Below are 26,238 nucleotides of genomic sequence, written 5' to 3'. Positions count from 1 at the left end.
TTGCTTCCCCTCACACGTCAGAAATTTTACTGGCACTATATATTCCATGAAACAGATTCCGTCCGACACTTCCTTGTGTTTCAAATGGTGAGTCAAAGAGGAGTCTGGGCTCCTCTAATTCCGTTAACTTTTCAAGTCGACCATCCAGATAATTCTGTAAGCGCCAGCGAGCAGTTTCAATCCGGCTGATTAGACCACCATAACGTAAATCAATCACTTCATAGCCAAAGGGTTTGTTCCAATAAAACCATAGATTGCGATGAAAAATCTGTAACTTTTTGATTTCTTTTTGTAAAGATTCCAGTTGAGAAAGCAGGTGTTTGAGCTTTTCATGATTATCTTCTTGGTAAGCTTGAAGGAGTTCTGTTTCTATATCTGCTTTGATAAATAATACTCGTGCCAATTGTTGATAAAAAGCAAACATTTCCTGTGTCTCAGAAGTGAGTCGGACAGTCAATAAGTCTGTTGCTAATTTCTCAAAATGTTTTTTTAAGTGAAGGTTCGATAGATTTTTTTCGTATAAGCCAAAGAGAACATCCTGATATAATAATAGCTTGCTGCTATTGGAACCGTGAGGGTTGTTTTCGGCAACACCTTCTGTTTGGTCAAAATCATTTAGTAGCCAAAAATCTTCAGCATTTAGATGATGGAACAGTTGAAACCTTTCTGCAATCAAGGTTTCAGAGGGATTTTCTTTAAATTGTTCTTCACTAAATTGCTGTAGCCCCAGCAGGCTGGCAATCAGAGGTGTTTCTGCACCGTCATCACCCCATAGTGTGGCATAGACTTCCTTAATCTGCGCTTTCTTGGCGGCTGCCAAACCTGCTTTAGTAGTGGCAAAGGATTTTCCATAATTAGGAGCTAAGCCATTCCAAGTCCAGACACCTCCAGCAAAGATCAGCGGGCGTTCTAACTTTTTATGATTGGAGAAAATAGTGGTATATTCTTCTTCTTCGTGGTGATAATAATCCCAGCAAACCATATCGATAGCGGGCATATTATCAATTAATGATTTTGGAAAGGAAATATTTTTGTCATAGTAATCACCTGAATTGGAGCCAATTCTAAAAAACATATCACTCCACATCATCGGCTTTAATTGATAGTTTTCGCAAATTGCAGTTACTTTTTGTAAATGCTTCGTCATGATTGAAAATGAATCTTCTAGCCCATGTTTTGCAAGGTAATGTCCTTTTCCTAAATCATGCGCTTCATCCATACCGATATGGATTTTTTTTGTTTTGAAACATTCAGCGATGGATTTGATTGCTGCCTGTAAAAAAAGATAAGTTTTTTCTTCGTCAACTAATAAAATATCAGAAGTATCTCTCATACCGTTTGCAAAACCCCATTTCAACGGATTCGTCAAATGGGCAAGCGTTTGAATTGCAGGTACTAATTCAATACCTAGCTGATCTGCATAGCTGTCTAATTCCTTTAATTCTTCTTGACTATAGCGACCTCGTTAATGGCCAAAATAGGGATATTCTGGAATCTCATAAGTGTCTTCCATGTACATCATTACCGTATTTAAGCCCATCTTACTACAAAGAGTAATGAAACGTTTGAGCCTAGGCACAGTCATTACCGCATTTCGCGATAAATCTAACATGGGGCCAATTTTTTCAAAGTTAGGTATTTCTTCATAGGTGAATTCTTCTTCATTCCGCGCTAACCATAGGGTAAGCCCACGAAAAAGATGAGCTTTTTCCTGATAATAGATCGTTGTTTTCTGGCTAGAATTTTCAATTTTTAATAAATTAAAGTGTTGAATCAACTCCAGTTTTTTCCCAGTTTTACTGGGAGCTAGTCCTAGCTCCGGTAAAATGATTTGTAAAAATGAATCTAAATTTTCATGGGTAGTTAATTGAATATCCAAGGGAATCCTTCCTTTCTAGTAATCGCTTTCACACCTTAGTATACTCAAGAAAAGAGTGAAAGAAAGACCTTTATCGGAAACACATAGTCGGCAAATTTTACACATTATACTTTAAACGTTTTTAGAATTACATATTGCAACAGGTTCGGCCATTGATAAGATAAAGGTATGGAAAGGATGATTGAAAATGGTAGTTTGGTCACAGGAAATGTTGGGGAAAATTAATCAGAAAATGGAAAGAGTCAATGATCGTAACTTTGGAAAAATTCCCTATTCTGCTGAGGATGGGAAGTACAATGATTTATCCGGTGGATCAGTTGATTGGTGGACGAACGGTTTTTTTGCGGGAAGTTTATGGCAACTCTATCAGTGGAATGGTAACGAAGCATTCAAAGAGAGTGCGATTGCCATTGAAAAAAAACTGGATCATGCCTTAGAGGATTTTGTGGGCCTGCATCATGACGTAGGATTTATGTGGCTTCACACAGCAGTGGCTGATTATCGAATCACAGGAAATGAAAAATCAAAAAAGAGAGGGTTGCACGCTGCGAGCTTGCTGCTTGCCCGGTTCAATTTAAATGGGCGCTATCTTGTAGCGTGGAATTGTGAAGTGCCGGGTTGGGCAATTATTGATTCAATGATGAATATTCCTATTCTTTATTGGGCCTCAGAACAGCTGGGCGATCCTCGGTATTTACAAGTTGCCAAAGCTCATGCAGACACTTTGGAGAAATATTTGGTACGGTCAGATGGTTCGGTGGGGCATATCGCAGAATTTGATCCACAGTCGGGATTGTTCAAAAAGCTTGTTCGTGGTCAAGGATATTCTCCAGAGTCTTCTTGGTCACGGGGGCAGGCGTGGGCTATTTATGGTTTCGCTTTAAGTTATCGATATACAAAAGAACAGCATTATTTAGACACTGCCAAAAAAATTGCTAATTATTTTATTGGAAATGTATCACAAACTGAAGCTGTTCCATTGATTGATTTCCGGGCACCACTGGGTACAACAAAAATCGATACTTCGGCTGGAGCATGTGCTGCTTGTGGATTTTTAGAAATTGCTGAGCATTTATCTGGCATGGAAGCCCGCTACTATCACAAAGCAGCTGAAAAAATTTTGCGGGAATTAGCGGATAATTATATCGATTTAGATCTAGAAAAGGATGGAATGTTACAAAAATCGAGTCATTCCTACCACCAAAAAGCAGAAACTGAAATCCATCTGGTGTATGGAGATTACTTTTTCATTGAAGGAATTTTGAGGCTAGAAGATCAGGCACTAGCAATTTGGTAAAAAAATATACAGGATAAAATAAAGAAAACCAAACGGTTAGGCACACTGCCAGTTTGGTTTTCTTTATTTTATTACTTTAGAAATGTCAGTAGCTTATTTACTTTTCGGGTAAATTATTACGTTCAATTTTCAACATAGCCTGCAGAGAGAACCAACTGACAGGTAAAACTAATAGTGGGATAAAGGCAACCAGCGTTAGAATCGGTAAAAAAGTAGCAAGTGCGGTAACTAAAAGAATACCAATAATCATAGCCAAGCTTTCGATGAAATTACTGATGGTTAAAAAGAAGGCTTGTTTAAAATATTGAATTAGGCACATGTCATAGCGAAGAAAGGCTGGGAAAAGATAAAGGCTGACCAGAAGGGCAAGAGCGAATAATACGATCAACCCTAAATGGATTACTTGATTTTGTAAAAAGTTGCTGACTACTCGTAAATCAATCCACAATACGGCGAGAATCAATAGTTGAATCAATCCCAATTGATTAACAGATCGAAAATTCTTTTGATAATCTTCCTTATACCATTGAAAAAGATAGGAAGGAAATTCCTTGTTTTCAAATAAATACTGAAAAATATGAATCAATGTAGCGGTTGCTGGAAAAATACCCAGCACGATGCCACCACATAAAGTAAAATAGCTCCAAAAGAAATGTAGTTTAATGAAGGCGAGTAAAAGTTCACCAAAAGAATAGGTAAGTTTAAAAATGCCTTTAGGCTGTTGCATGATAAATTTCCTCCTTATTTATATCTTAGTAAGAATAGTAACATTTTGAATAAATCCTTGAAAGCGTTTTTACAAAAAACATGTTCTAGCTTGATTTTACACATTCCTCTTTTGGCTTGTTTGAGTAAAGCATTAGCATAAATTTATCCAAGCTATTTTTTTACATATTGGAAAAAATTTCCACATATTGTTGAACAGATACGAAGTGAGTAGAGTAAAGATAGAAAAAGAAAGGGGTTACATACAATGGGAGTTTTACGCGGCGACATAGAAGAAGCGAAAAACGAAACGTTAGATGAGACAATTTATCCCGAAACTGAGATGTTGGAGAAAAGACTAGAGTGGTTTAAGGACTTAAAATTTGGAGTCATCTTTCATTATGGTTTATATGCTCAGGCAGGAATTGTTGAATCTTGGCAATTATCAGAGAAGGATGAGTGGGCACGACAGGGAAGGGAATTCAGAAAAGACTTCAAACAGCTTCAACTGGATTACTGGAACCTGATTTCCACATTTAATCCCACTAAACTGGATGCAACAAAATGGGCCAAGGTGTGTAAAGAGGCTGGATTTAAATATTGTATCTTTACAACGAAACATCATGATGGTTTCTCCATGTACAATACTTTAGAATCAGAATACAAAGTTGGCGGGAAGTTGAGTCCTTTTAAACGAGATATTTTAAAAGAAGTTTTTGAAGCTTTTAGAAATGAAGAAATTGCCATAGGCGCTTATTATTCAAAAGCGGATTGGTACTCTCCGTACTATTGGTTAGATGATGAAGCGGTTAAAGGTAGAAATGTCAGCTATGATACTCAAAAATATCCAGAAATCTGGAATCGATATGTCACATTTGTCCATCGTCAAATTCATGAAATCACTCATAATTATGGAAAAATTGATTTATTATGGTTGGATGCTGGCTGGTGCGGACAAGGAAAAGAAGATTTGGATATGAATCGTCTGGCTGAAATTGCGAGAGAGAAACAGGATGGTTTGATTATTGTTGATCGAATGATGGGGGGACGGCATGAGAATTATGTGACCCCAGAACGAAAAATCCCCGCTATTGAGGATATTCCTAAAAAAACTTGGGAAAGTAATATTCCTATCGGTAATGATTGGGGGTACGTACCCCACGATACTTTTAAATCTTCCCAAGAACTCATAGAAACTCTGGTAGATGTCGTGAGTAAGGGCGGAAATCTGATTTTAGGTGTCGGTCCTACCCCTGAAGGGACTTTTACGGAAGAAGAGATGCGAAGACTATCTGAGATAGGTGAGTGGCTCAAAATTTATGGATTGGGAATTTACGAGACCAGAGCAGATCCAAAAGAATGGGCTAATGGTTGGAAGTTGACATACAGCAAAGATGGTAAAACGCATTATGCTTTTCGAAGCGTTCAAGCTGATAGTCGAGATATTTATTTACCAGATATTGATGCTTCTAAAGAAGCCATAGTCAAAGATCTGGCTACCGGAAAGGAATTAGCAGTTTTTCTAAATAAAGAAGGAGTAGGATACATTCCTTTTAAAAGTCTAAGTGTACCAATGATTGGTTGCATAGGTATATCTGTTTCAACACAGTAGAAAGAAAGCACATATTGCAAAGTAAACGCATTCAAAAGATGATGTGTACAGAAATATATTTCTAAAATAAACGAAGACAAGGAGGAAAAAAACATGGAGCATGCAACAATGAGGCATCAACCTGTAGTAAAACAAAAAACAAAATGGGAGAAAATAAAACTAAAACTCTATCATAGTCGACAACTTTATCTCTTTGTCTTACCTGCTTTCTTAGTCATTGCGATTTTTTCTTATGGTCCAATGTATGGTGTAATAATTGCATTTAAAGACTATATGCCTTCCCTAGGGATTCTGGGTAGTCCATGGGTGGGGTTCAAACATTTTCAACGTTTTTTTGATTCTTATTATTTCTGGGACTTGATCAAAAATACATTAGGAATCAGTTTTTATTCTTTAATTGTTGGATTTCCCTTACCAATCATTTTAGCATTAGGATTAAATGAGTTGAAAGATGGCCGATTCAAAAAGTTCACACAGACGATTACTTACGCACCAAATTTTATTTCAGTCGTGGTTGTGTGTGGAATGGTTATTGCGTTTTTAACACCATCAACGGGGATCATCAATCATTTACTTGATTTCCTAGGTTTCGAACGGATTTCTTTTATGACGGATCCAAAGTGGTTCAAGACAGTTTATGTGTTATCTGGAGTTTGGCAGGGTACTGGATGGGGATCGGTCATTTATCTGGCAGCTCTTTCCGGCGTTGATACACAATTGCACGAGGCAGCAACTGTAGATGGCGCAACTCGTCTGCAACGAATCTGGTACATCAATATACCAACCATCATACCGACAATGGTTATTTTGTTAATCATGAATGTAGGTAGTTTAATGTCTATGGGTTACGAGAAAATCTTGTTAATGCAAAATGCGTTAAATATGGATTCATCAAATGTAATCGCTACCTTTGTGTATAAACAAGGGTTGTTGGATGCACAATATAGTTATGCATCTGCAGTGGGACTTTTCAATGCTGCGATCAATGCCTTTTTGCTGATACTTGTTAACAAGATATCACGTAAGGTCAGTGAAACTAGTCTTTGGTAGAAAGGAGAGGTATCAGTGAATGTAAAAACCATTAACTCAACAAACCGCGATAAAATATTTATGGGCTTCGTCTATTTATTTATTGCTATCGCATTATTCTTAGTTTTGTATCCATTAATCTATGTAATCAGTGCATCCATTTCAAGTCCAACGGCTGTGAATTCTGGGGCAATGTGGTTACTTCCTAAAAATATAACTTGGGAAGGATATAAAACGATTTTTACTTATAAAAGTATTTGGCAAGGTTATCGCAACACAATCTATTATACCGGTCTCGGAACCTTGATTAATCTTGCTTTTACCTTACCTTGTGCTTATGCTTTGGGACGACCAGAATTTTTTGGTAAAAACCTCTTTATGAAATTTCTAATGGTCCCAATGTTTATTGGTGGGGGATTAGTACCAACATACTTATTGATTAAAAACTTAAATATGGTCGATTCTGTTTGGGCATTAGTCATTCCAGGAGCCGTGTCTGTGTATAATATTGCCATTACACGGACGTTCTTTCAATCTACGATTCCTCGGGAGATGGAGGAAGCAGCATTAATGGATGGATGTTCCGATTTTCAAATGTTTATTAAAATTGTTTTACCATTATCAATGCCGATCATCGCTGTAATGGGATTATTTTGTGGAGTAGGCCACTGGAATAGTTATTTCAGTGCATTGATCTACTTAACTAACAAATCCATGTACCCTCTACAATTAATTTTACGAGAAATTTTGGTCAATCAAGATATGGCAAAAGGCAGTACAGAAATGACTGCTGCTGCCGCTGAATTAGCTTATAGTAAACAACAATTAGCACAGGTTATTAAATATGGAGTCATGATTGTTTCTACATTACCAATTATTATGATTTATCCATTTTTACAAAAATATTTTGTTAAGGGTGTAATGGTCGGCTCATTAAAAGGTTGATCAATAAATAATTGAGAAGAAAGTGAGAGAAGAAAATGAAAAAGAGATATTTTGCGATCGCGTCACTATTGTTAGCGACAACTTTATTAGGAGCTTGTGGATCTACTGGAGCAAAATCCAAAGAGGAATCAAATGTCAAGGTAGAAGAAACAGGGATGCCAATTGTCAAAGAAACATTAAAGATGAGCATGATGGCACCGGGCGGACAAACAGAATGGGATGACATGGCTTCAGCACAAGCATTGGAAAAGCTGACAGGTATTGACTTTGACTATATCACTCCCCCGTCAACAGATTTTAGAGCTAAATTAAATTTGGCATTTGCGTCAGATGAATTACCAGATGTCATTTTTGGAGCCGGTGGGGATTTAACAGCAGCGATGCAAACGGATTATGGTTCACAAGGTATTCTGTTGCCTTTAGAAGATTTGATTGAAGATTATGCACCAAATTTAAACAAAGTATTGGAAGAAAACCCTGATTTCCGTAAATCAATCACCGCTCCAGATGGGCATATCTATTCCTTGCCTAGACTGTATCCAGAAGAAACATCCAATCCACTATATATTTCACCACTATGGTATAACGGAGATTGGATGGAAGCATTGGGCATCAAAGAATTGCCAAAAACAACCAATGAACTTTACACGTTGTTAAAACGATTTAAAGAAGAAGATCCTAACGGGAATGGCAAACAGGATGAAATTCCATTATCTGACGGAAATAAATTGTTAATCATTCGTCACTGGTTATTGCCAGCTTTCGGAATGAAAATCTGGGGCATAGAAGAGGTTGATGGTGTCGTTCGTTTTGCACCTTCAACTGAAAACTACAAAGAGTACCTAACATTTATGAACAGACTTTATTCTGATGGTTTGTTGGATAAAGAAGTTTTCTCACAATCTGCGGAACAGTTTCAAGGAAACACCGAAACGAATAAAGTTGGTTTGTTTGGAGCATATGCTTCCTACATGGCTACTGGAAAAATGCCGGAGGAAGCAATTACCGATCCAATGTTCCAACAATTAACTTCAGACATTCAGGACACACCTTTAGCACCTGGGCATCCACGAGTATCTTCCGGTACATTCGCAATCACTCATAAGTGTAAGAGTCCTGAAGCCGCGATGCGTTGGGCGGATTATCTTTACACAGATGAAGGGGCAGATTTGATGTCAAAAGGTCCTGAAGGTACTTTCTGGGAATATGAAACCAATGATGCGGGAGACAAGGTTCGTGTCTATAAGGGAGAAAACCTGCAAAAAATGGAAGAAGATCGAGGAAAAGTTGGAATGGACTATGGTTTAGTTGTACCTGGACTAGCAAATGACAACCAACCAAATGCAGTCAAGGCACAAGTAAATGATCCAGATACCAGTGTTTGGAATGAATTTAGCCAAAAAGAAGTTATCGAAAAAGTTATGCCATATGCGGAAGTACCTTTTCCAATTGTGTTTATGACGAAGGACGAATCGGATAAAATTGCTGCCAATGCTACAGATATTACAACTTATGTAGAGCAAATGGAGGCGAAATTTATTACAGGTGTTGAAAGCTTGGATAATTGGGATAATTATACGAAAACCCTAGATTCTATGGGACTTGATGAGTACATCAGTGTTTATCAACAAGCATATGATCGTTGGGAGAAAGCAGAATAAGCACAAGAAACGAAATGGGTGGACGAATTGTTTCAAACAATTCGTCGCCCTTTTTTCAGAGAGTGAGGAAGAATAGGTGCAAGAAACTGTGAATTCAGCCAGTATCAATCATTGTTTGAAAGCGTGGGATGCAAAGAAGTGGAAAGAATACCTTTATCGAGAAAAGCCTCGATTGGTAACTAAAGACGTCACATCATTAAAGGTTTGTGGGAGAAAATCAGTCTATGCGGAAGATTACAGTTATAGCCTCAAAAAAGCAGAAGAGTTGATGGATAATTGCTTTGCTTTTACTGATCCGTGGGACATGGAGCGGTGCCGTGAACCCCACTATTTCTCCTCTGTTAAAGCTATTGATTGGCAATTTGAACGAAATGGAGACAACGAATGGTTGTTTATGCTTAATCGCCATCAATATTTGAAACATTTGATTTACAGTTATCTTTTAGAAGGAGAAAAAAAATATCTGGAGAAATTTCAAGAGATTCTTTGGCACTGGTTGAAAAATGAGCCCTTCGCAGAAACTAAAAGTTGGTCTTCCTGGCGAAGTATCGAGATGGGTATCCGATTGAAGCAGTGGAGCCATTATCTCGCTCTTTTAGTCGCTGAAGACCAATCAAAGAATATTTTATCAGCAGAATTTCTAAAGGATTGGATAACTTCTTTTGTGGAACATTGCCACCATTTGACAACTGAAAAAAATTTGGCAATGGCATACACAAGTAATTTCAAGTTTTTAGAGATGAATGGAGTATTTGTTGCCAGTTGTTTTTTACGAGAATTTACTGAAGCAAAAGATTGGTCTAAAACAGCCCTCGAGGTATTAAAAGAAAGTTGTCAATTGCAGGTAACGGAAGATGGGTTTCACTGGGAACAATCTTTCATGTATCATCATGAGGTTGTGCTTTGTTTAGGAGAAGTCGTCTATCTGGGCAGAAGGCTTAAAGTAGAAATTCCCACGATTCTATCAGAAACGCTAACAAGAATGATTCAAGCTTCTTGTAAGTTGACCACTTCTGATTTGCAACAAATCCCTTATGGAGACAGTGATGAGGAAGAGTTGTCTTCCTTGTTTGCTTGGATGGCAATTGTTGGTCAGAATCCTGAAGCCAAGTGGCTCTCTCAACGCCTTTCTCTTGATTTTCTTTTTCAGTTGGGGGAAGAGGCGGAAGGTCAATTGCAGCAACTGCCGATAAAAGAAATTTCTTATACCAGCTCCGCCCTTGAACAAGGAGGATTATTCTTTTTGAGAGACACCTATCAAAAGGATGGCACGTATACATTGATTAAAAATGGTCCTCATGGTGGTGGTCATGGACACAGTGATTTGTTGAGTTTAGTGATTCAACATCAAGGAGAGATGTTGTTGTCTGATTCCGGCCGTTTTACTTATGTGGAAGGCAGCAAAGCCCGACAAAAATATAAAGCTGCGAGCGCTCATAATACAATCATTGCAAACCATGAGGATTTTACTCGACAGAATGGTTCTTGGGGATTTCATGAAATTTCTCAAAGTTTAGTTAATCAGTATCGTTTTACAAGAAAATGGGATTATGTTCTTACAAGTCATGTACCTTATCAAGACGCGCCAGTCTATTTGCAAAGAGAAGTTCTTTTTATAAAAGAGGGGATTTGGTTAATCATTGACCGAGGCATTTCTGATAAAGTAACTGCCTATCAACAATTTTTTAATTTTCCTAAAACGTCCGTCAGCATGAAAAAAAATCAGATTTACTACGAAGGAACCAATAGCAACTTGTATCTGCAACTCATTCAGCCTCAACAGATAGAGGTGATGGATAGTAAATATTCTCCGGAATATAATCGCGAAAAATCAGCAAAACGAGTGGTTCATTCATTTTCGGCAGAAAAACACATGACACAATTTACTTTGATAAGCTTAAATCACGAACTTCAAAGTGAAACAATTCAAGCTACAGATCACGTAGGAAAAGAACTATCAGCTCCATATCTTCATATTTTTGCTTTCGAATATAAAAATCAAAACTATCGAATCATTTATAATGATGAACAGCAACCCATACCACCTCGACGTGTGCATTTTGTAGAAGGTGTCGGAATCACCGAACGGTTTGTTCTGCTTAAGGCAGCAGGTAGGAAAAATCAGTGGGAAAAAACAATAATTAAGACGTAATTTAAAATGGAGGAGATAATCGTATGTATCAATTTCCAAAAGGATTTTTATGGGGAGCAGCAGCATCTGCTCCTCAGACAGAAGGAGCAGCACTAATTGATGGCAAAAGTCCCTCAACTTGGGATAAATGGTTTGAGCTTGAACCAGAACTATTTTACGAAAATGTTGGTCCCGAAAATACTTCTAATACGTATTCTTTGTTTAGAGAAGATGTCAGCAAGATGCAGGAAATGAGATTGAATTCTTATCGAACATCTATCGCTTGGACCCGACTTTTGCCGGATGGTAAAACGGTCAATCCCAAAGCGGTTACTTTTTATCGTGACTATTTTCAAGAGATGCTGGATAAAGGGATTGAGCCGATCATCAATTTGTTTCATTTTGACATGCCTTGGTGGCTAATGGAGCAAGGTGGTTGGGAAGCACGACGTTCAGCGGAGGATTTCGCTTTTTATGCAGAAACAGCTTTCGAATTGTTTGGTGATTTAGTAAAAAAATGGACTACTTTTAATGAGCCGTTGGTCCATATTGAGTGTGGTTATATGGGAGATGCCCATTGGCCAAAAGTTCAGAGTTTTCCTCGAGCAATTCAAGTTGGTTATCATACATTATTAGCTCATGCAAAAGCAGTAGAGAAATATCGTCTGGCTAAAAATAACGATGGACAAATCGGAATTATTTTAAATTTATCTCCTGTCTATCCCAAAAGTACAGAACCACAGGATAAAGATGCAGCAAAATGGGCGGATCTTCTTTATATTCGGAGTTTCTTAGATTGTGCTGTTTTTGGAAAATTTCCAGAAGAACTAGTTTCAATCTTAAAAGAAGCTAAACTGCTACCCAAAACAATGCAAGGAGATCGAGAGATTTTTGCAGAAAATAGGGTAGACTTTATTGGCTGTAATTATTATCAACCTTTGCGAGTTCAAGCACCTGTTGTGGCTCACCGACCAATTACAGGGCCTAGAGATTTATTCAGAGGATACGATTGGCCGGATAAAAAAATTAATCCCTATCGTGGTTGGGAAATTTATCCTGAAGGTATCTATGACATTGCTATGAGGTTAAAAAACAGCTATCAAAATATTCCTTGGTATATTTCAGAAAATGGAATGGGGGTCTCAGATGAAGAAAGATTCGAAAATACAGAGGGTATGATTGAGGATACTTATCGAATCGAATTTTTGGCGGATCATTTGAAGGAATTGCATCGTGCGATTGAAGATGGTTCCCCTTGTTTTGGTTATCATATGTGGACATTTATCGATTGCTGGAGTTGGTTGAATGCTTATAAAAATCGTTATGGGTATTATCGTGTTGATTTGAAAAAAGAATATGAGCGAAAAGAAAAAGCATCGAGCTTTTGGATGGCAGATGTGATTAGGAAGAATGGGATAGAACCAATAAATAACTAAAAAGCTGATTAGTATCTCAAGGATGCCATTGAAATCAGTTACAAAAAGCGTTATCCTTTTACCGTTGTTGAATTAATCAACTTTTAAATTGCAACCGCTTAAATTGACCGAAAGGTAATTCTAAAAATTAATTGAAAAGAGTGAAAATGTGAAAATTCAATATTTTGGTACTGCAGCTGCAGAAGGAGTTCCTGCTCTTTTTTGTGATTGTTCTGTTTGCCAAGAAGCAAAAAAATGTGGAGGAAAAGATATTCGTAGTCGTTCACAGTCGCTGATTGATGACCAAATTCTGCTTGATTTTCCCGCAGATACGTTTATGCATTATTTAACGTATGGATTTGATTTACCAAAGATTCAACATGTGCTGATTACCCATACTCATTCTGATCATTTGTACGCAGAGGAGTTAGTAATGCGGTTGAGTGGGTATGTTGCCAAGGTGGAAAATCCGCTGCATGTTTATGGAAATACGGCAGTTCTTCAACAATTAAAGCGGGTGTTTGATATGGAAGGGTATTGGGAAGAAAGTCGGATTGTTTTTCATCCGGTTAAACCTTTTGTTGCATTCTTTATTATGGACTATCAAATCACACCTTTGCTGGCAGACCACGATCCCAGGGAAGAATGTCTTTTCTATGACATTGCCTCAAAGAATAAACGACTTCTCTATGCGCATGACACCGGCTATTTTCCAGAAGAAAATTGGCAGTATTTTTCTGACGAACGACCACATTATGATTTAGTCAGCATTGATTGCAATGCACAAAACCATGATTCAACAAAAAATCATATGGGCTTTTCTGCAAATTTACTTGTCAAAGAGCGGCTGATGCACTTGCAGGCAGTAAACGAAAAGACCCTCTTTGTCTGTAACCATTTTTCCCATAATAGTGGATTGTTACATGATGAGATGGTTGAATTGGTATCAAAAAAGGGATTCGAGGTCGCTTATGATGGTATGATCAAGGAGTTTTAACATGACAAAATGGATAGATAAAAAGGCATTTGGGAAAATCTTTATCGGCACCCTGTTGATGGGGTTTGCCTATGCTCAGTGGATGAAACCTAATGAAATCATTAATGGTGGTGTAACCAGTCTAGCGATGATTACCAACACCTTAAGCGGTTTTCCACTACTAGTTTTAACAAATGGCTTTACACTAGTCCTGTTGATTATTAGTTGGTTTTTTCTTGGATCAGACAATTTTTTTCGATCGTGTCTTTCAAGTGTTTTTTACAATGTATTCTTCAGTGTTTTTTACTTGATGCCATGGTCGCTGAAAAGTAATCTGCTAGTAGAATTTTTGCTGGCAAATTTATTTATTGCTGTGGGATATTATCTTTGTATTACTGCAAATTCTTCGACCGTTGGTTTAGACATTGTTGCTTTAGTTATTCATAAAAAATGGCAAAAATTAGGTGTTGCCAAAATTTTACGCTACTTAAATTGGAGCGTCCTTACCTTAGGTTTGATCTCTTATAACTGGCAAACCATTGCTATTGGAATTGTTTTTAGTTACGTCAACAGTTGGATTTTAGGAATTTTTCTGAAGGAAAAAAGCAATCGACTGACAGAAATCATGAAATTGCATCTTTCTAAAAGAAAAGCCTTTATTAAAATAGAAAAGTAGGGGAAAGACATGGAAAGTATTCAAACAATTACTAGTAAACCGGAAACACTTGTTGCTGCAAAGGGAATTTGTGCCTTGTGGGAAAAAATGGGGCATCCACTGACAATCACTCATCTAGCTGGAGATTTATCTTTGGAATTAGATGCCTCACTATCAGAAGGATTGATTGAGGTCGCAAATGAAACCGTTACGATTAAGGCTTCTTCAGAGAAATATATTTTTCAAGTGGCAATGCATTTATTGCAATTAATTCAAGCAGATTCGCTTTTAGAGACCCGCTATCAAGTGGAATTTCCAAGAGAAGAAAAATCACTGATGATGGATATCGGTCGGAAATATTTTTCATTGGAAAGTTTAAAAGAAGCAATCGACATGCTTGCCTTTTTTCAATTTGACAATATCCAGCTCCATTTTTCTGAAAATGAAGGGTTTCGAATTGAGTGCCAACAATATCCGGATATTATGTCCGATGAATATCTGACTAAAGCAGAAATCAGAGAATTAATTCAATATGCTGCCGGACGCTTTATGGAGATTATTCCAGATTTTGATGCTCCAGGTCATTTAAAACATATTTTGCAAAATCGCCAAGAATGGTGTTTGCCAATGATTGATGACGAAGGCAATTTAACGAAGGATCTTAGAGCGCTGGATATTTTAAATCCAGAAGCAGGGGCTTTTGTCCATTCGATTTATAAAGAGTATGGGGAACTTTTCAACACCAGCCGCTATTTCCATATTGGAGCCGATGAATTTGTGCCTTTTGATGAGTTGGAACGCTATCCGACACTAAAAGAATATGCGAGTGAAAAATTTGGCAGTGATGCCAGTGGAATTGAAGTTTTCATTGAATTTGTGAACCAAACAATCGATTTCATTCATACTCTTGGTTTCTATCCAATCGTTTGGAATGATGGGTTTTATCGGGTTAATCGAACCGAAAAAATTCATTTATCTGCAGATTGTATCGTCAGTTATTGGACACGTTGGGACAAAAATATGGCACCAATTGAAAGCTACTTAGAAAAAGGGTACACCGTTATCAACCATAATGATAATTATTTCTATTATGTTTTAGGAGAGCATGCCTCATATACGTATCCTACTTACGAAAAAGTGATGACAGATTGGCACACGGATCTTTTTGCCAGTCAACAAGAAATTGATCCAACGTATGCGGCGCAAGTAAAGGCAACAGCGCTATGCATATGGTCAAATATTCCTGAAGCAAAAACAGAAGATGAAGTAAATCAAGATATCTTCTACATTTTGGCAGCAGCGAAACAAAAAATCAACGGGACGGATTTTCCGGAAGAAGTCTTTGATAAATTTTACCAAAAATTTTTTTCTTAATCTAAAGTCGAAAGAAATATGTGTAGAAGAGTGAAAAAAATGAAAGTAAATCAACCCAATATTTTATTTATTCTAACGGATCAGCAGCGAAAGGATACTCTTTCTGCCTATGGTAGTCTACCAGTAAGCACACCCGTACTCGATAATTTGGCAGAAAATAGTAGCGTCTTTGACGAGGCATATACGGTTTGTCCCATTTGCACTCCGGCGAGAGCCTCGCTACAGACAGGGGTGTACCCCATTACCCCATGCATCATGGTATGCTGACGAATTCCTATAATTATGGAAATATGGTTCAAGAATTGCCGGATTCTCCGGAGTTATTGAGTCGCCGTTTGCTGCAAGCCGGCTATCAGGTGGGATACACTGGTAAATGGCATTTAGGAACTGGTGCAGATGCTGTTCGCAAGGATGATTATGTGCAACAATATATGGGACAAATTCATTTTGCTGAACTGGCGATGAATGCTGCTTCAACGCCGACAAGTCTCGGTTACCAAGGAGATGATTTTCCGGGGCATGGTTTCGGCGGATATATCTATCCAGAATATAAGGAATATTTAAAGAACAATCAATTAGAATTAAAAATCGAAAATATTCTCTCAGGAAATTACACCTCCCATCAAGCAGGAGAGATCACATCCGGGGTTAAGTCAACGATTGAATACTATTTGGTTGAACGAACAAAAAAGTGGTTGGATCAGTTTTCTGAGAAAGAAGAACCGTGGTATTTTCAATTGAATTTCTGGGGACCACACGAACCCTACTATGCACCGAGTGAATATCTGGATCTTTATAGAGATAAAACTTTCACGCCGTGGGAAAATTATGACGGTGACAGTGAAAATAAACCTAAAATTCATGATGTCAAGCGGGCGAAGGACCCTACATGGGAAAATTTTATTCCTTATATTCAGCATTATTATGCGAATATCAGCCATATTGATCATCAGATTGGTCGGCTAATCGAATATTTAAAAGAAAAGAATCTGTATGACAATACTTTAATTATTTTCAGTTCGGATCACGGAGAATCATTAGGAATACATGGGGGCTTATGCGATAAAGCGATTTTCATGTATCAAGAGATTACGTCTATTCCGCTATTTATCAAGGCACCAGCACAGAAATCGGTTGTTCATATCCCTGAATTCGTTCAAACGTGCGATATTTATTCGACGATTTTAACTGCTGCAGGTATTAAAAAAGATATGGCTGAAAGGGATGGAAGATCATTACTGCCTTTAATTCAAAAAGAGGCTGTTTTGTGGCGGGATTGTGTTGTGACTGAATGTTCCGGAATTGGTGCTATTTTATTTTCTCAACGCGGAATTCGCTGGAAAAATTGGAAATATGTTTTTAACGCTGGGGATATTGATGAATTGTACGATTTGAGGGATGATCATGGAGAGTTGATCAATCTGATTGAGGAACAACCTGCTGTCCGCGAGTTGATGCAGAAAAAATTAGAACAATGGATGATTGAAAATAATGATAACTTGATTTTTGAGTATCAGTATCTACGGCGGCGTTAATAAAAACAGAAGGATCAGTGACGTTTTTCTGAACCTTGATCCAAGATTTTTAATCATTCTTGGATCAAGGGTTATTTTTTTGTTCACCATGTACTTACAAGTTACTATTTATCCAACATCTTTAATTTGTTCTGACATTCCTTTAGTTTGTTCATTGTTCCTTTCTTTGGAAAGCGCTATTATTTTTAGCGAAGGGAGGAATAAATATGGAAAAAACAAAAAAAAGAAAGAAAAAAAGCTTCTGGCAAAATGTCTGGCGTTATAAAGCACTTATTTTAATGGCGTTGCCTGGTTTCATCTGGTTTATTTTCTTCTTTTACATACCAGTGTTAGCAAATGTCGTAGCTTTTAAAGATTTTCACTTGTCACCAGACGGATTTTTAGCAAGTCTCGGAATCAGTCCGTGGGTAGGGTTCGATAATTTCAAATTCTTGTTTGCATCAAATGATGCATGGCTGATTACCAGAAATACGTTATTGTATAATATTGTGTTCTTGGCATTTAACTTGTTCTTTGCAATCAGTTTTGCAATCGTCATGAGTGAATTAAGAAATAAACGATTGGTTAAGGTATATCACACGATGTCCTTATTGCCTTACTTCTTATCTTGGTTGGTCATCAACTATTTTGCCTACTCATTTTTAAGTCCTGATAAAGGAATTATCAATCAATGGCTGACAAATGGAGGGGGGACACCGATTAACTGGTACGCTGATCCAACTTGGTGGCCGCTGATCTTTGTGTTCTTGAATGTTTGGAAAGGCTTAGGGTATAACAGTATCATCTATTACGCTTCAGTAATGGGAATTGATCCTACATATTATGAAGCAGCAATGGTGGACGGAGCAAGTAAATGGCAACAAATAAAAAATGTTACGATACCACAAATTGTTCCAATGATGACTGTTTTGCTGATTATGAATATCGGTGGTATTTTCCGCGCAGATTTCGGGTTGTTCTATATTATACCGCGAAATTCCGGAGCACTATATAATGTAACTTCTGTTTTAGATACTTATATCTACAATGGCTTGACCGCTACTGGGGATATCGGCATGACAGCAGCTGCGGGACTTTATCAATCAGTTGTCGGTGCTAGCTTATTATTACTTTCGAATCTTGTTGTTCGTAAAATCGAACCAGATTCAGCATTATTCTAGGAGGGACGAGCATGAAAAAGAAAACTGTTTATAATGTAAAAATTCGTTCGTTCAATCCAACGGTCAATTTGATTTTTAATATCATTATTGCACTATTTGCAATTTCTTGTGTATTACCCTTTTTCTTTGTCATTGTTATATCATTGACAAGTGAAGGGTCTCTAGCAGCAAATGGTTACCGATTTTGGCCGAAAGAATTTTCAACGGCTGCCTATGAATATATTTTTCAAGGTGCAATGAGCAGCAAGATTTTACACGCATTAGGTATAACTGTCTTTATTACTGTTTTAGGAACAGTGGTAAATGCTTCTATGACTTCTCTTTATGCGTATGTTATTTCGCGGTCGAATTTTCCATTTCGTAAATTTTTTACGATTTTTGCATTGATTACTATGCTTTTTACACCAGGTATGGTTGCAAATTATTTGGTAATGACCAACCTCTTGCAGTTAAATGACACCATTTGGTCGTTGATTTTACCACTTGCGTTAGGTCCATTTAATATATTGGTTATGCGAACGTTCTTTAAGAAAACAGTACCGGATAGTATTATTGAGTCTGCCCGAATTGATGGAGCGACTGAAATGAATATTTTTATTCGGATTGTTTTACCATTAGCAGTACCCGGAATCGCGACGATTAGTTTATTCGCAGCATTAGGTTACTGGAATGATTGGTTTAATGCCTTGCTTTATATTCAAAAAGATACATTGGTTCCATTACAGTTCCTGTTGATGAAAATTCAAAACAATCTTGAATTTTTATCTCGGAATACCGGAATGGCAGCCCAAATTTCTGGTGGAATGGCGGCATTACCAAGTGAGTCTGCCAGAATGGCGATTGTTGTGTTATCAACATTACCGATTGCTTTGACTTACCCATTTTTCCAAAAGTATTTCGTGGGTGGTTTAACTATCGGCGGTGTAAAAGAATAAAAATTTATTAGTAGGGGGAATAGAAATGAAAAATTGGCAAAAAACATTAGCTTTTGCCGGAGCAGCAGCGTTAACATTGGGATTATCGGCTTGTGGGAGTTCTTCCGATAATAGTTCTTCAGATGGCGATTCAACAGGCACACCAACCTTATTGATGTATCGTCAAGGAGATAAACCAGAAAACTATGATGCATTGATTGACAATGCAAACAAGATTATTGAAAAAGAAATCGGTGCAAAATTAAAAATGGAATTTATCGGCTGGGGCGATTGGGATCAAAAAATGTCTACAATTGTTGCATCCGGTGAAAGCTATGATATTTCAATAGCGCAAAACTATGTAATCAATGCACAAAAAGGTGCTTATGCTGACTTGACTGAATTAGCACCAAAGCTGGCAAAAAAAGCCTATGAACAGTTGCCAGAAAGTTACATTAAAGGAAATACAATCGATGGAAAACTGTATGCTTTTCCAGTAAATGGGAACGTTTATGCGCAACAAGTATTAACTTTCAATAAAGAATTGGTTGACAAATATGATCTTGATATCAGCAAGGTCGGCGGTAGTTATGAAAGCGCAACTGAAGTCTTGAAACAATTCCATGAAAAAGAACCAAATATTCCTGCTTTTGCCATTGGACAAAGTTTCAATGTTTCTGGAAATTTTGACTATGTCATGGGAAAACAATATCCATTCGGAGTAAAAGTCGACGATAGTGGTTCACCAAAAATCATCAACCCATATGAAGACGATGATTTGGTTAACAGTCTAAAAGTTATGCACGAGTGGTATGAAGCTGGTTTGATTCCAAGTGATGCTGCAACCAATACAACAGCGTATAACTTGAATGAAAACACTTGGTTCATGCGTGAAGAAACACAAGGACCTATGGATTACGGTGATACAGCACTGACTAATGCAGCTGGTGGCAAAGAATTAGTTTCACGCCCATTGACAGATCAATTGAAGTCAACCTCACAAGCTCAAATGGCAAACTATGTTGTCGGAAATACATCAAAAAACAAAGAAAAAGCTGTTGAACTACTGGGCTTATTAAACAGCAATCCAGAATTATTAAATGGTTTGGTTTATGGTGTTGAAGGCGAACAATGGGAAAAAGTTGGCGATAATCATGTGAAGTTCCTAGAAGGTTACACCCAAAATACTCATTTAGGTGCTTGGAATACAGGAGACAGCACTATCCTTTACACTCCTGAAACAGTGACAGATGAAATGATCACTGAACGGGATGAAAACATCGAAAATGCTGTTGAATCACCTATTCTTGGTTTCAACTTTAAACAAGACAAAGTAAAAACTGAAATTACCAATATCGCTAATGTAATGAATCGGTATGCATCTAGTTTAAGCACTGGGACAGTTGATCCTGAAGAAAACTTGCCTAAATTAAATGCTGATTTAAAAACAGCTGGTTGGGAAAAAGTTCAAAAGGAAATGCAATCTCAATTAGATGAATTTGTTGCTGAAAGCAAATAATTTTTGATAAGCTGATGACAAAGTTCTTTAGACTTTGTCATCACTTATCTTACATAGAAAAGAGGAAGAAAAATGGAAAGTTCAGGCATTCAACGATTGTTTTATCTAAGTTGGACAGTAATCAAATTGAACCTGATTTTTGTACTGTTGACGGTGATGGGCGGTGTGGTTTTTGGAATAGGCCCGGCTTTTCAAACAATAAATGATCTTTTGGAAGAAGCTCGTATCGATTACCAAGAGATTACTTTTAAAAAAGCTTTTGAACATTGGAAACGCAACTTTAAAAAAGGAAATCGTGATTTTTTAGTGATGGCGACTGCCTTGTTTATCATAGGCTACAATCTTTTCTTAGCCGTTCAATTGACCGGCATTCTTTGGCTGCTGATTGCTTTTTTACTTTTTTCTGTTTTATTGTTGCTAAGTGTGATGTATCTGTATATGATATTTTATGAAACAAGTTATTCAATTGGTTTTTTTGACTTAATGAAGCTGGCATTTATCAGTGTGTTTTTGAATTTTGGTGTTTTCTTAAGAGTAATCTTTGGTATTGGCAGTGTCGTGATTTTAAGCTGGTACTTCAAGGGATTGCTACTATTTGCTACATTTGCCCTCATCCTTATGTGGTGTGGTTATACGACGAGAAAAAATCGTAGTCTAGTGGATGGAAAGTTGGAAGCAAATGAAACGACTTCTACGAAAGTACTTTAAAAAAAATTATCTCATCAATCAATTGATGCAAATTTACAGCCTTCTGTTAGTAGGAATCATCCTGCTAACAGTGGCTGCTTCTTGCGTTTTTATTGGTCGCAATAATTATGTTTCTCTGGAAACAAAAACGAATGCTGCATTGTACCAATTGGATAGCTATGTAAGAAATCGTAAGGATGTCATGGATGGTCTTTATACAGATCTAGTGGGTTCTCAGGCAAAATTTGAAAATTTGCGGAATTATATGCAAATGACACCTCGAGAATATTTTGAGTACACGTCAAAAGCGTGGGCGATTAATCAGACGGATATCAATTTTCCTTCGTTACTGGGGAGCCAATTCTTTACTTTTTCAGACTTGGATGCGATTTATCTTAATTTGGATGAATTAGATTATTATTTGCGTGCAGATCGGGAGACACGCAATGGGCGAATTATTGCCGGTAAAGTATCAGATCTTAATGGGTTGTCCATGATGCGGGTCATTCAAGATCAATATTCAGGTAAACCGATTGGAACCTTGTATGGCGTTTTTTCATCCGAAGCTGTATTAGGCAGTCTGGCGGAAACAATGGAAACAGATAGTATTGACAGTTTCATTTTTAACAGTTCAGGGGAGCTAATATTTTCCAACAGTAATTACACGAGTACAAAAGAACGAAAAAAGGTAGCGGAATTGGTCAAGGTGAACAGCGATTTACAACAGACTTTTTCTACTGACTATTTCGTTACTGAAGATACTAGCAGCGGACAGGCAACAATCGTTCTTTTGGCTAGTAAGCATTTATTTTGGCAAAAGGTCCTACAATCTTCATTAATTATGTTATCAGTTGGTATCATCATTGCGGGAATTTTACTAATCATCCTGCAACGTACCTTCAAACGATACAGCAAGCAGGTCACAAGCATCGTGAATGTAACTGAAAGTGTCAGCGAAGGCAATTTAAAAATGCGAATTGATACTTCCCATGTTCAGGACGAATTGTATGATTTGGCATCGGCTATCAATTTTATGGTGGGTAGTCTGGATCAATACATCAAAGATATCTATGTTTTAGAAATCAAACAGCGTGATGCTAACATGCGGGCTCTACAGTCTCAGATCAATCCACACTTTTTATATAATACGTTGGAATATATCCGAATGTACGCCTTAAGCCGGCAACAGGAAGAACTGGCGGATGTCGTTTTTGCATTTTCCGCTTTGTTGAGAAACAATACGACACAAGAAAAAACAACGACACTTGAGAAGGAATTATCTTTTTGTGAAAAATATGTGTATCTGTATCAAATGCGCTATCCAGACAGAATCGCCTACCATTTCACGATTGATGATGCATTAAAGAAAATAGTTTTGCCTAAATTTACCATACAACCCTTAATCGAAAACTATTTTGTGCATGGCATCGACTATACTCGTAATGATAATGCTGTCAGCGTGAAGGTCTTTAAAAAAGAAACGCAAGTAGTGATTCAAGTATCAGACAATGGAAAAGGTATGGATGCTGAACAGTTACAAAAGGTTAGAGAAAAACTGAAGGAACCAGATGTTGATATGTCGACATCCATTGGGTTGCGTAATGTCCATGAACGACTGCAAAATTATTTTGGGCCAAGTTATTCCTTGGAAGTCGAATCAAGTTTAGAAACGGGAACAAAAATAACCATTCAATTTTCTGAAGAGGGGGCATTTGACAATGTATAAAGTGATGCTCGTAGATGATGAATATATGATTTTGGAGGGGTTAAAATTTATTTTACCTTGGGAAACGCTAGGTTTTGAAATCGTAAAAACTGCTCGCAACGCTGCTGAAGCACTTGGTTTTTTGAAGGAGCAAAGAATTGATCTTTTAATCACGGACATCACGATGCCGGAGATGAGTGGTATAGAATTAGTGGAAAAAGCGCAAGCAAATGGAGACACTTTTTTCACCATTATTCTTTCCGGCTATCAGGAATTTGCGTATGTAAAGCGAGGCATTGAATTAGGAGTAAAAAATTATTTAGTCAAACCAGTAGATAAGGAAGAATTAAGAAGCAGTCTTATTCAAATCAGAGAAGAATTAGATACACAGCAAGAGCTGGTGAAGCAGCAGGAAATTTACAAAGAGACCAACTTGGTTCGCTGGTTGAATGACGAACTGAACGAGGCGGAATTCCAACAGCTGAAAAAACAAGTTTCTCAGGCGATGGAGGGTCCATTTACACCATTGCTGGTGCAAGGGTCCCTGGAAATTTTAACTGCCATCCAACTCTTTTTTCAAGAACATGGACAGTATCTAGCGTTTACTTCTCATTTTTATGGAAACAGTTACCTACTGATTTATGAAGGCAGCCATCATGAATTGTTGGCAGATGTTCATCAAGTAGAGAACGATCTTCAGGATCAAGATTGGCAAATGGTCATCGGTGAGACGATTTTTGAATGGGAAAACCTTTATTCCAGTTTTGAAAAAATCAAACAAGTTCAATCTTTGCAGGAATTTTACCCGGACCTCCTTCCTCCAAAACGAATTTTGCGCGTCGATGTGGCCAGCAAAGAAGAAGAGCTCCCTTTTTTATCTTTTAACAAGGCGTTGATGATTGGGGATACAAAAACAATTCGCCAGGAATTAGACAATATTTTTGATCAATTATTAAAAATTCAAGCAAATCCGGAGCATGTAAAAACGGTATCGTTTCTTTTGTTTATTGATTTGTATCGCTTGGCACCTGTGCTGACTCCGAATGATTACGAACAAACCGTCAGCAGAATTCGTAATAGCCAAACTATTATTGAACTTCGTCGGCTCTTTGATAGCGTTTTAGAAATGATTAAAGAACAACCTGATGACAAACGTTATTCTGAGACGGTACAGCGTGTGCTGCAAATTATCAATGAAGAATATATAAAGGATATTTCTTTGAAAACAGTGTCAGAGACATTGCATCTGAGTGTTGTCTATTTAGGACAGCTTTTTAAGAAAGAAACAGATCTTAGTTTTAATCAGTGTCTTAATCAGGTTCGGATCAAAAAAGCGCAGGAGTTGCTTTTGCAAACGCAACAGACAATCAATGAAATTTCCGAAGCCGTGGGGTATAACAATACGAATTACTTTTCGAAGATGTTTAAAAAATTAAATGGCTTAACACCAAAAGAGTTTCGGGAAATTTATGAAAAAGGGTACGAGGCTATTTGATGCCAGCTGATCAATTAGAGGAAGGAATCAAGCGGAAAAAGTACTTTTTCCGCTATAAAATATAGAAGGAAGCGAAGAAAATGAAAAAAAATGTTTTATTTCTTGTAGCAGACGATCAACGGTTCAATACAGTTCATGCCTTGGGAAATAAAGAGATCCAGACGCCCAATTTGGATAAGTTAGTAGAACGGGGGACAACTTTTGAGAACGCCTACATTCCTGGTGGAACTTCTGGAGCAGTTTGTATGCCTTCACGAGCAATGATGCACACCTCTCAACATCTCTTTCAATTACAAGATCTCGGTGCAGTAATCCCAAAAGATCATGCAATTTTAGGAGAAGAATTGAAAAAAAACGGCTACCAAACAATCGGGATTGGAAAGTGGCATAATGGGATCGATGGTTATGGTCGAGCCTTTACCGATGGAGGAAAAATCTTTTTTGGCGGTATGTGGGATCATTGGAATGTTCCTGTGAATAATTTTGATCCTTCAAAGAAATATGATCAGTGGAAAAACTTCACCTACGATCCGTTTTCTACAAATATCAAAATAAAAATGCCTGCAGATCATCTGGATTTAGGGAAACATTCCACTGATTTGTTTTCAGATGAAATTATTAAGAAAATACACGAAGTTTCCGGTTCAGAGCAACCCTTCTTTATTAACGGCAATTTTTTGGCGCCGCATGATCCACGAACGATGCCAGAAAAATTCCAAAATATGTATGATCCAGATCAGATCGAACTACCTGTCAATTATTTGCCGGAACATCCTTTTGACTTTGATGTCAAAGCACAGCGGGATGAATCATTGGAAGCTTATCCACGACCTGAAAAAGCGGTGAGACAGCATATTGCAGATTATTACGCAATGATCAGCCACATCGATGAGCGCATCGGAACGATCATTGATGCGTTAAAAGAGACTGGTCAACTGGAGAACACACTAATCATTTTCACTGGTGACAATGGCATCTCAATTGGTCAACACGGCTTAATGGGCAAACAAAATCTTTATGAACACAGTATTCACGTTCCTTTGATTATGGCAGGACCGGGAATTCCAGAAAATTATCGAGTGGAAGAAAGAGCATTGCTTTTAGATATCATGCCGACGATTTTAGATTACGCCGGTGTTCAGATTCCTGAAGGCTTGTTCGGTAAATCCTTGCTCCCAGTAATCGCTGGAGTAGAAGAAGGGCGGAAAGAAATCTATTTGCTCTTTACTGATAAAATTCGTGGCCTTTTGAAAGAAAACTATAAACTGATTGAATATGCAACAATCTATGGACGGCATACGCAATTGTTCGATCTTATGAAGGATCCAAAAGAGATGAATAATTTAGCCGATTCGGAAGAATTTCAGCCTCTTGTAAAAGAAATGCAGGCAGAATTGGTTCAACATGCAAAAGTGTTAGGAGATCGCCAGTTTGAACAAGGTAAGATTTTTTGGGCGCAAAAAGAAAAACTAGAGTCAGAAAAATAAATTTATTCTTAGTTTGAGGATAATTGGCTTTACCTTCATCAAAAAGAATTTAACAAG

22 protein-coding genes and 1 pseudogene are annotated in these 26,238 nt (G+C 37.5%); 19 read left to right on the top strand and 4 right to left on the bottom strand.

What is annotated here, in order from left to right:
* Positions 1 to 10: 10 nt before the first annotated feature.
* The 3 genes and pseudogenes from BAU16_RS05390 to BAU16_RS13670 all read right to left on the bottom strand — a co-directional run bounded on the left by BAU16_RS05390 (position 11) and on the right by BAU16_RS13670 (position 1,879).
* Positions 11 to 997, bottom strand: a complete 987-nt coding sequence (locus tag BAU16_RS05390) for a hypothetical protein (RefSeq protein ID WP_337248005.1) — start codon at positions 995 to 997, stop codon at positions 11 to 13.
* A gap of 84 nt (positions 998 to 1,081) precedes the next feature.
* Positions 1,082 to 1,450 (bottom strand): annotated as a pseudogene (locus tag BAU16_RS13735) (family 20 glycosylhydrolase); the annotation flags it as partial.
* A gap of 15 nt (positions 1,451 to 1,465) precedes the next feature.
* Positions 1,466 to 1,879 carry a hypothetical protein gene (locus BAU16_RS13670; RefSeq protein WP_237579213.1) on the bottom strand — a complete coding sequence of 138 codons (414 nt, stop codon included), beginning with the start codon at positions 1,877 to 1,879 and terminating at the stop codon, positions 1,466 to 1,468.
* A 187-nt stretch (positions 1,880 to 2,066) separates the two neighbouring features.
* Between BAU16_RS13670 and BAU16_RS05385 the strand changes: the two genes are divergently transcribed.
* Positions 2,067 to 3,176, top strand: coding sequence for a glycoside hydrolase family 88 protein (locus BAU16_RS05385; RefSeq protein ID WP_202621246.1), 1,110 nt, complete (start codon positions 2,067 to 2,069; stop codon positions 3,174 to 3,176).
* A 97-nt stretch (positions 3,177 to 3,273) separates the two neighbouring features.
* Here BAU16_RS05385 and BAU16_RS05380 read toward each other — a convergent pair whose 3' ends face one another.
* A complete protein-coding gene (locus tag BAU16_RS05380; RefSeq protein ID WP_161526654.1) occupies positions 3,274 to 3,903 on the bottom strand; it encodes a YesL family protein in 630 nt (209 codons plus the stop codon).
* Positions 3,904 to 4,149: 246 nt separating this feature from the next.
* Between BAU16_RS05380 and BAU16_RS05375 the strand changes: the two genes are divergently transcribed.
* The 18 genes from BAU16_RS05375 to BAU16_RS05295 all read left to right on the top strand — a co-directional run bounded on the left by BAU16_RS05375 (position 4,150) and on the right by BAU16_RS05295 (position 26,181).
* The gene (locus BAU16_RS05375; RefSeq protein WP_161526653.1) at positions 4,150 to 5,493 is read left to right on the top strand and encodes an alpha-L-fucosidase; all 1,344 of its coding nucleotides are present in this window, start codon (positions 4,150 to 4,152) and stop codon (positions 5,491 to 5,493) included.
* A 93-nt stretch (positions 5,494 to 5,586) separates the two neighbouring features.
* Positions 5,587 to 6,543 (top strand): ABC transporter permease, encoded by a 957-nt coding sequence (locus BAU16_RS05370; RefSeq protein WP_048603638.1) that lies wholly within the window; start codon positions 5,587 to 5,589, stop codon positions 6,541 to 6,543.
* Positions 6,544 to 6,603: 60 nt separating this feature from the next.
* On the top strand, positions 6,604 to 7,467 hold the full coding sequence (locus BAU16_RS05365) for a carbohydrate ABC transporter permease (RefSeq protein WP_048603717.1): 864 nt from the start codon (positions 6,604 to 6,606) through the stop codon (positions 7,465 to 7,467).
* Between the two features lie 35 nt (positions 7,468 to 7,502).
* Positions 7,503 to 9,128 (top strand): extracellular solute-binding protein, encoded by a 1,626-nt coding sequence (locus BAU16_RS05360; protein WP_161526652.1) that lies wholly within the window; start codon positions 7,503 to 7,505, stop codon positions 9,126 to 9,128.
* A gap of 76 nt (positions 9,129 to 9,204) precedes the next feature.
* Positions 9,205 to 11,280, top strand: coding sequence for a heparinase II/III family protein (locus BAU16_RS05355; RefSeq protein WP_161526651.1), 2,076 nt, complete (start codon positions 9,205 to 9,207; stop codon positions 11,278 to 11,280).
* Positions 11,281 to 11,303: 23 nt separating this feature from the next.
* Entirely contained in the window at positions 11,304 to 12,695 is a 1,392-nt protein-coding gene (locus BAU16_RS05350; protein WP_161526650.1) for a glycoside hydrolase family 1 protein, read from the top strand.
* A gap of 148 nt (positions 12,696 to 12,843) precedes the next feature.
* Positions 12,844 to 13,671: an MBL fold metallo-hydrolase gene (locus BAU16_RS05345; RefSeq protein WP_161526649.1), complete on the top strand. Its 828-nt coding sequence runs from the start codon at positions 12,844 to 12,846 to the stop codon at positions 13,669 to 13,671.
* Between the two features lies 1 nt (position 13,672).
* Positions 13,673 to 14,326, top strand: coding sequence for a YitT family protein (locus BAU16_RS05340; RefSeq protein WP_161526648.1), 654 nt, complete (start codon positions 13,673 to 13,675; stop codon positions 14,324 to 14,326).
* 9 nt (positions 14,327 to 14,335) lie between these two features.
* Positions 14,336 to 15,679, top strand: coding sequence for a family 20 glycosylhydrolase (locus BAU16_RS05335; RefSeq protein ID WP_161526647.1), 1,344 nt, complete (start codon positions 14,336 to 14,338; stop codon positions 15,677 to 15,679).
* A gap of 18 nt (positions 15,680 to 15,697) precedes the next feature.
* Complete coding sequence (locus tag BAU16_RS13665; protein WP_337248004.1) at positions 15,698 to 15,946, top strand: sulfatase-like hydrolase/transferase; 249 nt, start codon at positions 15,698 to 15,700, stop codon at positions 15,944 to 15,946.
* On the top strand, positions 15,928 to 17,214 hold the full coding sequence (locus tag BAU16_RS05330; protein ID WP_237579210.1) for a sulfatase-like hydrolase/transferase: 1,287 nt from the start codon (positions 15,928 to 15,930) through the stop codon (positions 17,212 to 17,214). Before BAU16_RS13665 ends, BAU16_RS05330 begins: the two co-directional genes overlap by 19 nt.
* Positions 17,215 to 17,420: 206 nt before the next feature.
* Complete coding sequence (locus BAU16_RS05325; RefSeq protein ID WP_161526646.1) at positions 17,421 to 18,374, top strand: ABC transporter permease; 954 nt, start codon at positions 17,421 to 17,423, stop codon at positions 18,372 to 18,374.
* 11 nt (positions 18,375 to 18,385) lie between these two features.
* Positions 18,386 to 19,309 carry a carbohydrate ABC transporter permease gene (locus tag BAU16_RS05320; protein WP_048603646.1) on the top strand — a complete coding sequence of 308 codons (924 nt, stop codon included), beginning with the start codon at positions 18,386 to 18,388 and terminating at the stop codon, positions 19,307 to 19,309.
* Between the two features lie 25 nt (positions 19,310 to 19,334).
* The gene (locus tag BAU16_RS05315; protein ID WP_048603647.1) at positions 19,335 to 20,807 is read left to right on the top strand and encodes an ABC transporter substrate-binding protein; all 1,473 of its coding nucleotides are present in this window, start codon (positions 19,335 to 19,337) and stop codon (positions 20,805 to 20,807) included.
* A gap of 72 nt (positions 20,808 to 20,879) precedes the next feature.
* On the top strand, positions 20,880 to 21,515 hold the full coding sequence (locus tag BAU16_RS05310; protein WP_161526645.1) for a YesL family protein: 636 nt from the start codon (positions 20,880 to 20,882) through the stop codon (positions 21,513 to 21,515).
* Positions 21,487 to 23,220 carry a sensor histidine kinase gene (locus tag BAU16_RS05305; protein ID WP_161526644.1) on the top strand — a complete coding sequence of 578 codons (1,734 nt, stop codon included), beginning with the start codon at positions 21,487 to 21,489 and terminating at the stop codon, positions 23,218 to 23,220. Before BAU16_RS05310 ends, BAU16_RS05305 begins: the two co-directional genes overlap by 29 nt.
* On the top strand, positions 23,213 to 24,694 hold the full coding sequence (locus BAU16_RS05300; RefSeq protein WP_161526643.1) for a response regulator transcription factor: 1,482 nt from the start codon (positions 23,213 to 23,215) through the stop codon (positions 24,692 to 24,694). Before BAU16_RS05305 ends, BAU16_RS05300 begins: the two co-directional genes overlap by 8 nt.
* 80 nt (positions 24,695 to 24,774) lie before the next feature.
* A complete protein-coding gene (locus BAU16_RS05295) occupies positions 24,775 to 26,181 on the top strand; it encodes a sulfatase-like hydrolase/transferase (protein ID WP_048603651.1) in 1,407 nt (468 codons plus the stop codon).
* The last annotated feature ends 57 nt before the right edge of the window (positions 26,182 to 26,238 follow it).

It is taken from the genome of Enterococcus sp. JM9B, assembly GCF_009933265.1.
Lineage (GTDB): Bacteria > Bacillota > Bacilli > Lactobacillales > Enterococcaceae > Enterococcus_C > Enterococcus_C songbeiensis.
This window is presented reverse-complemented; position numbering and strand designations above follow the sequence as displayed.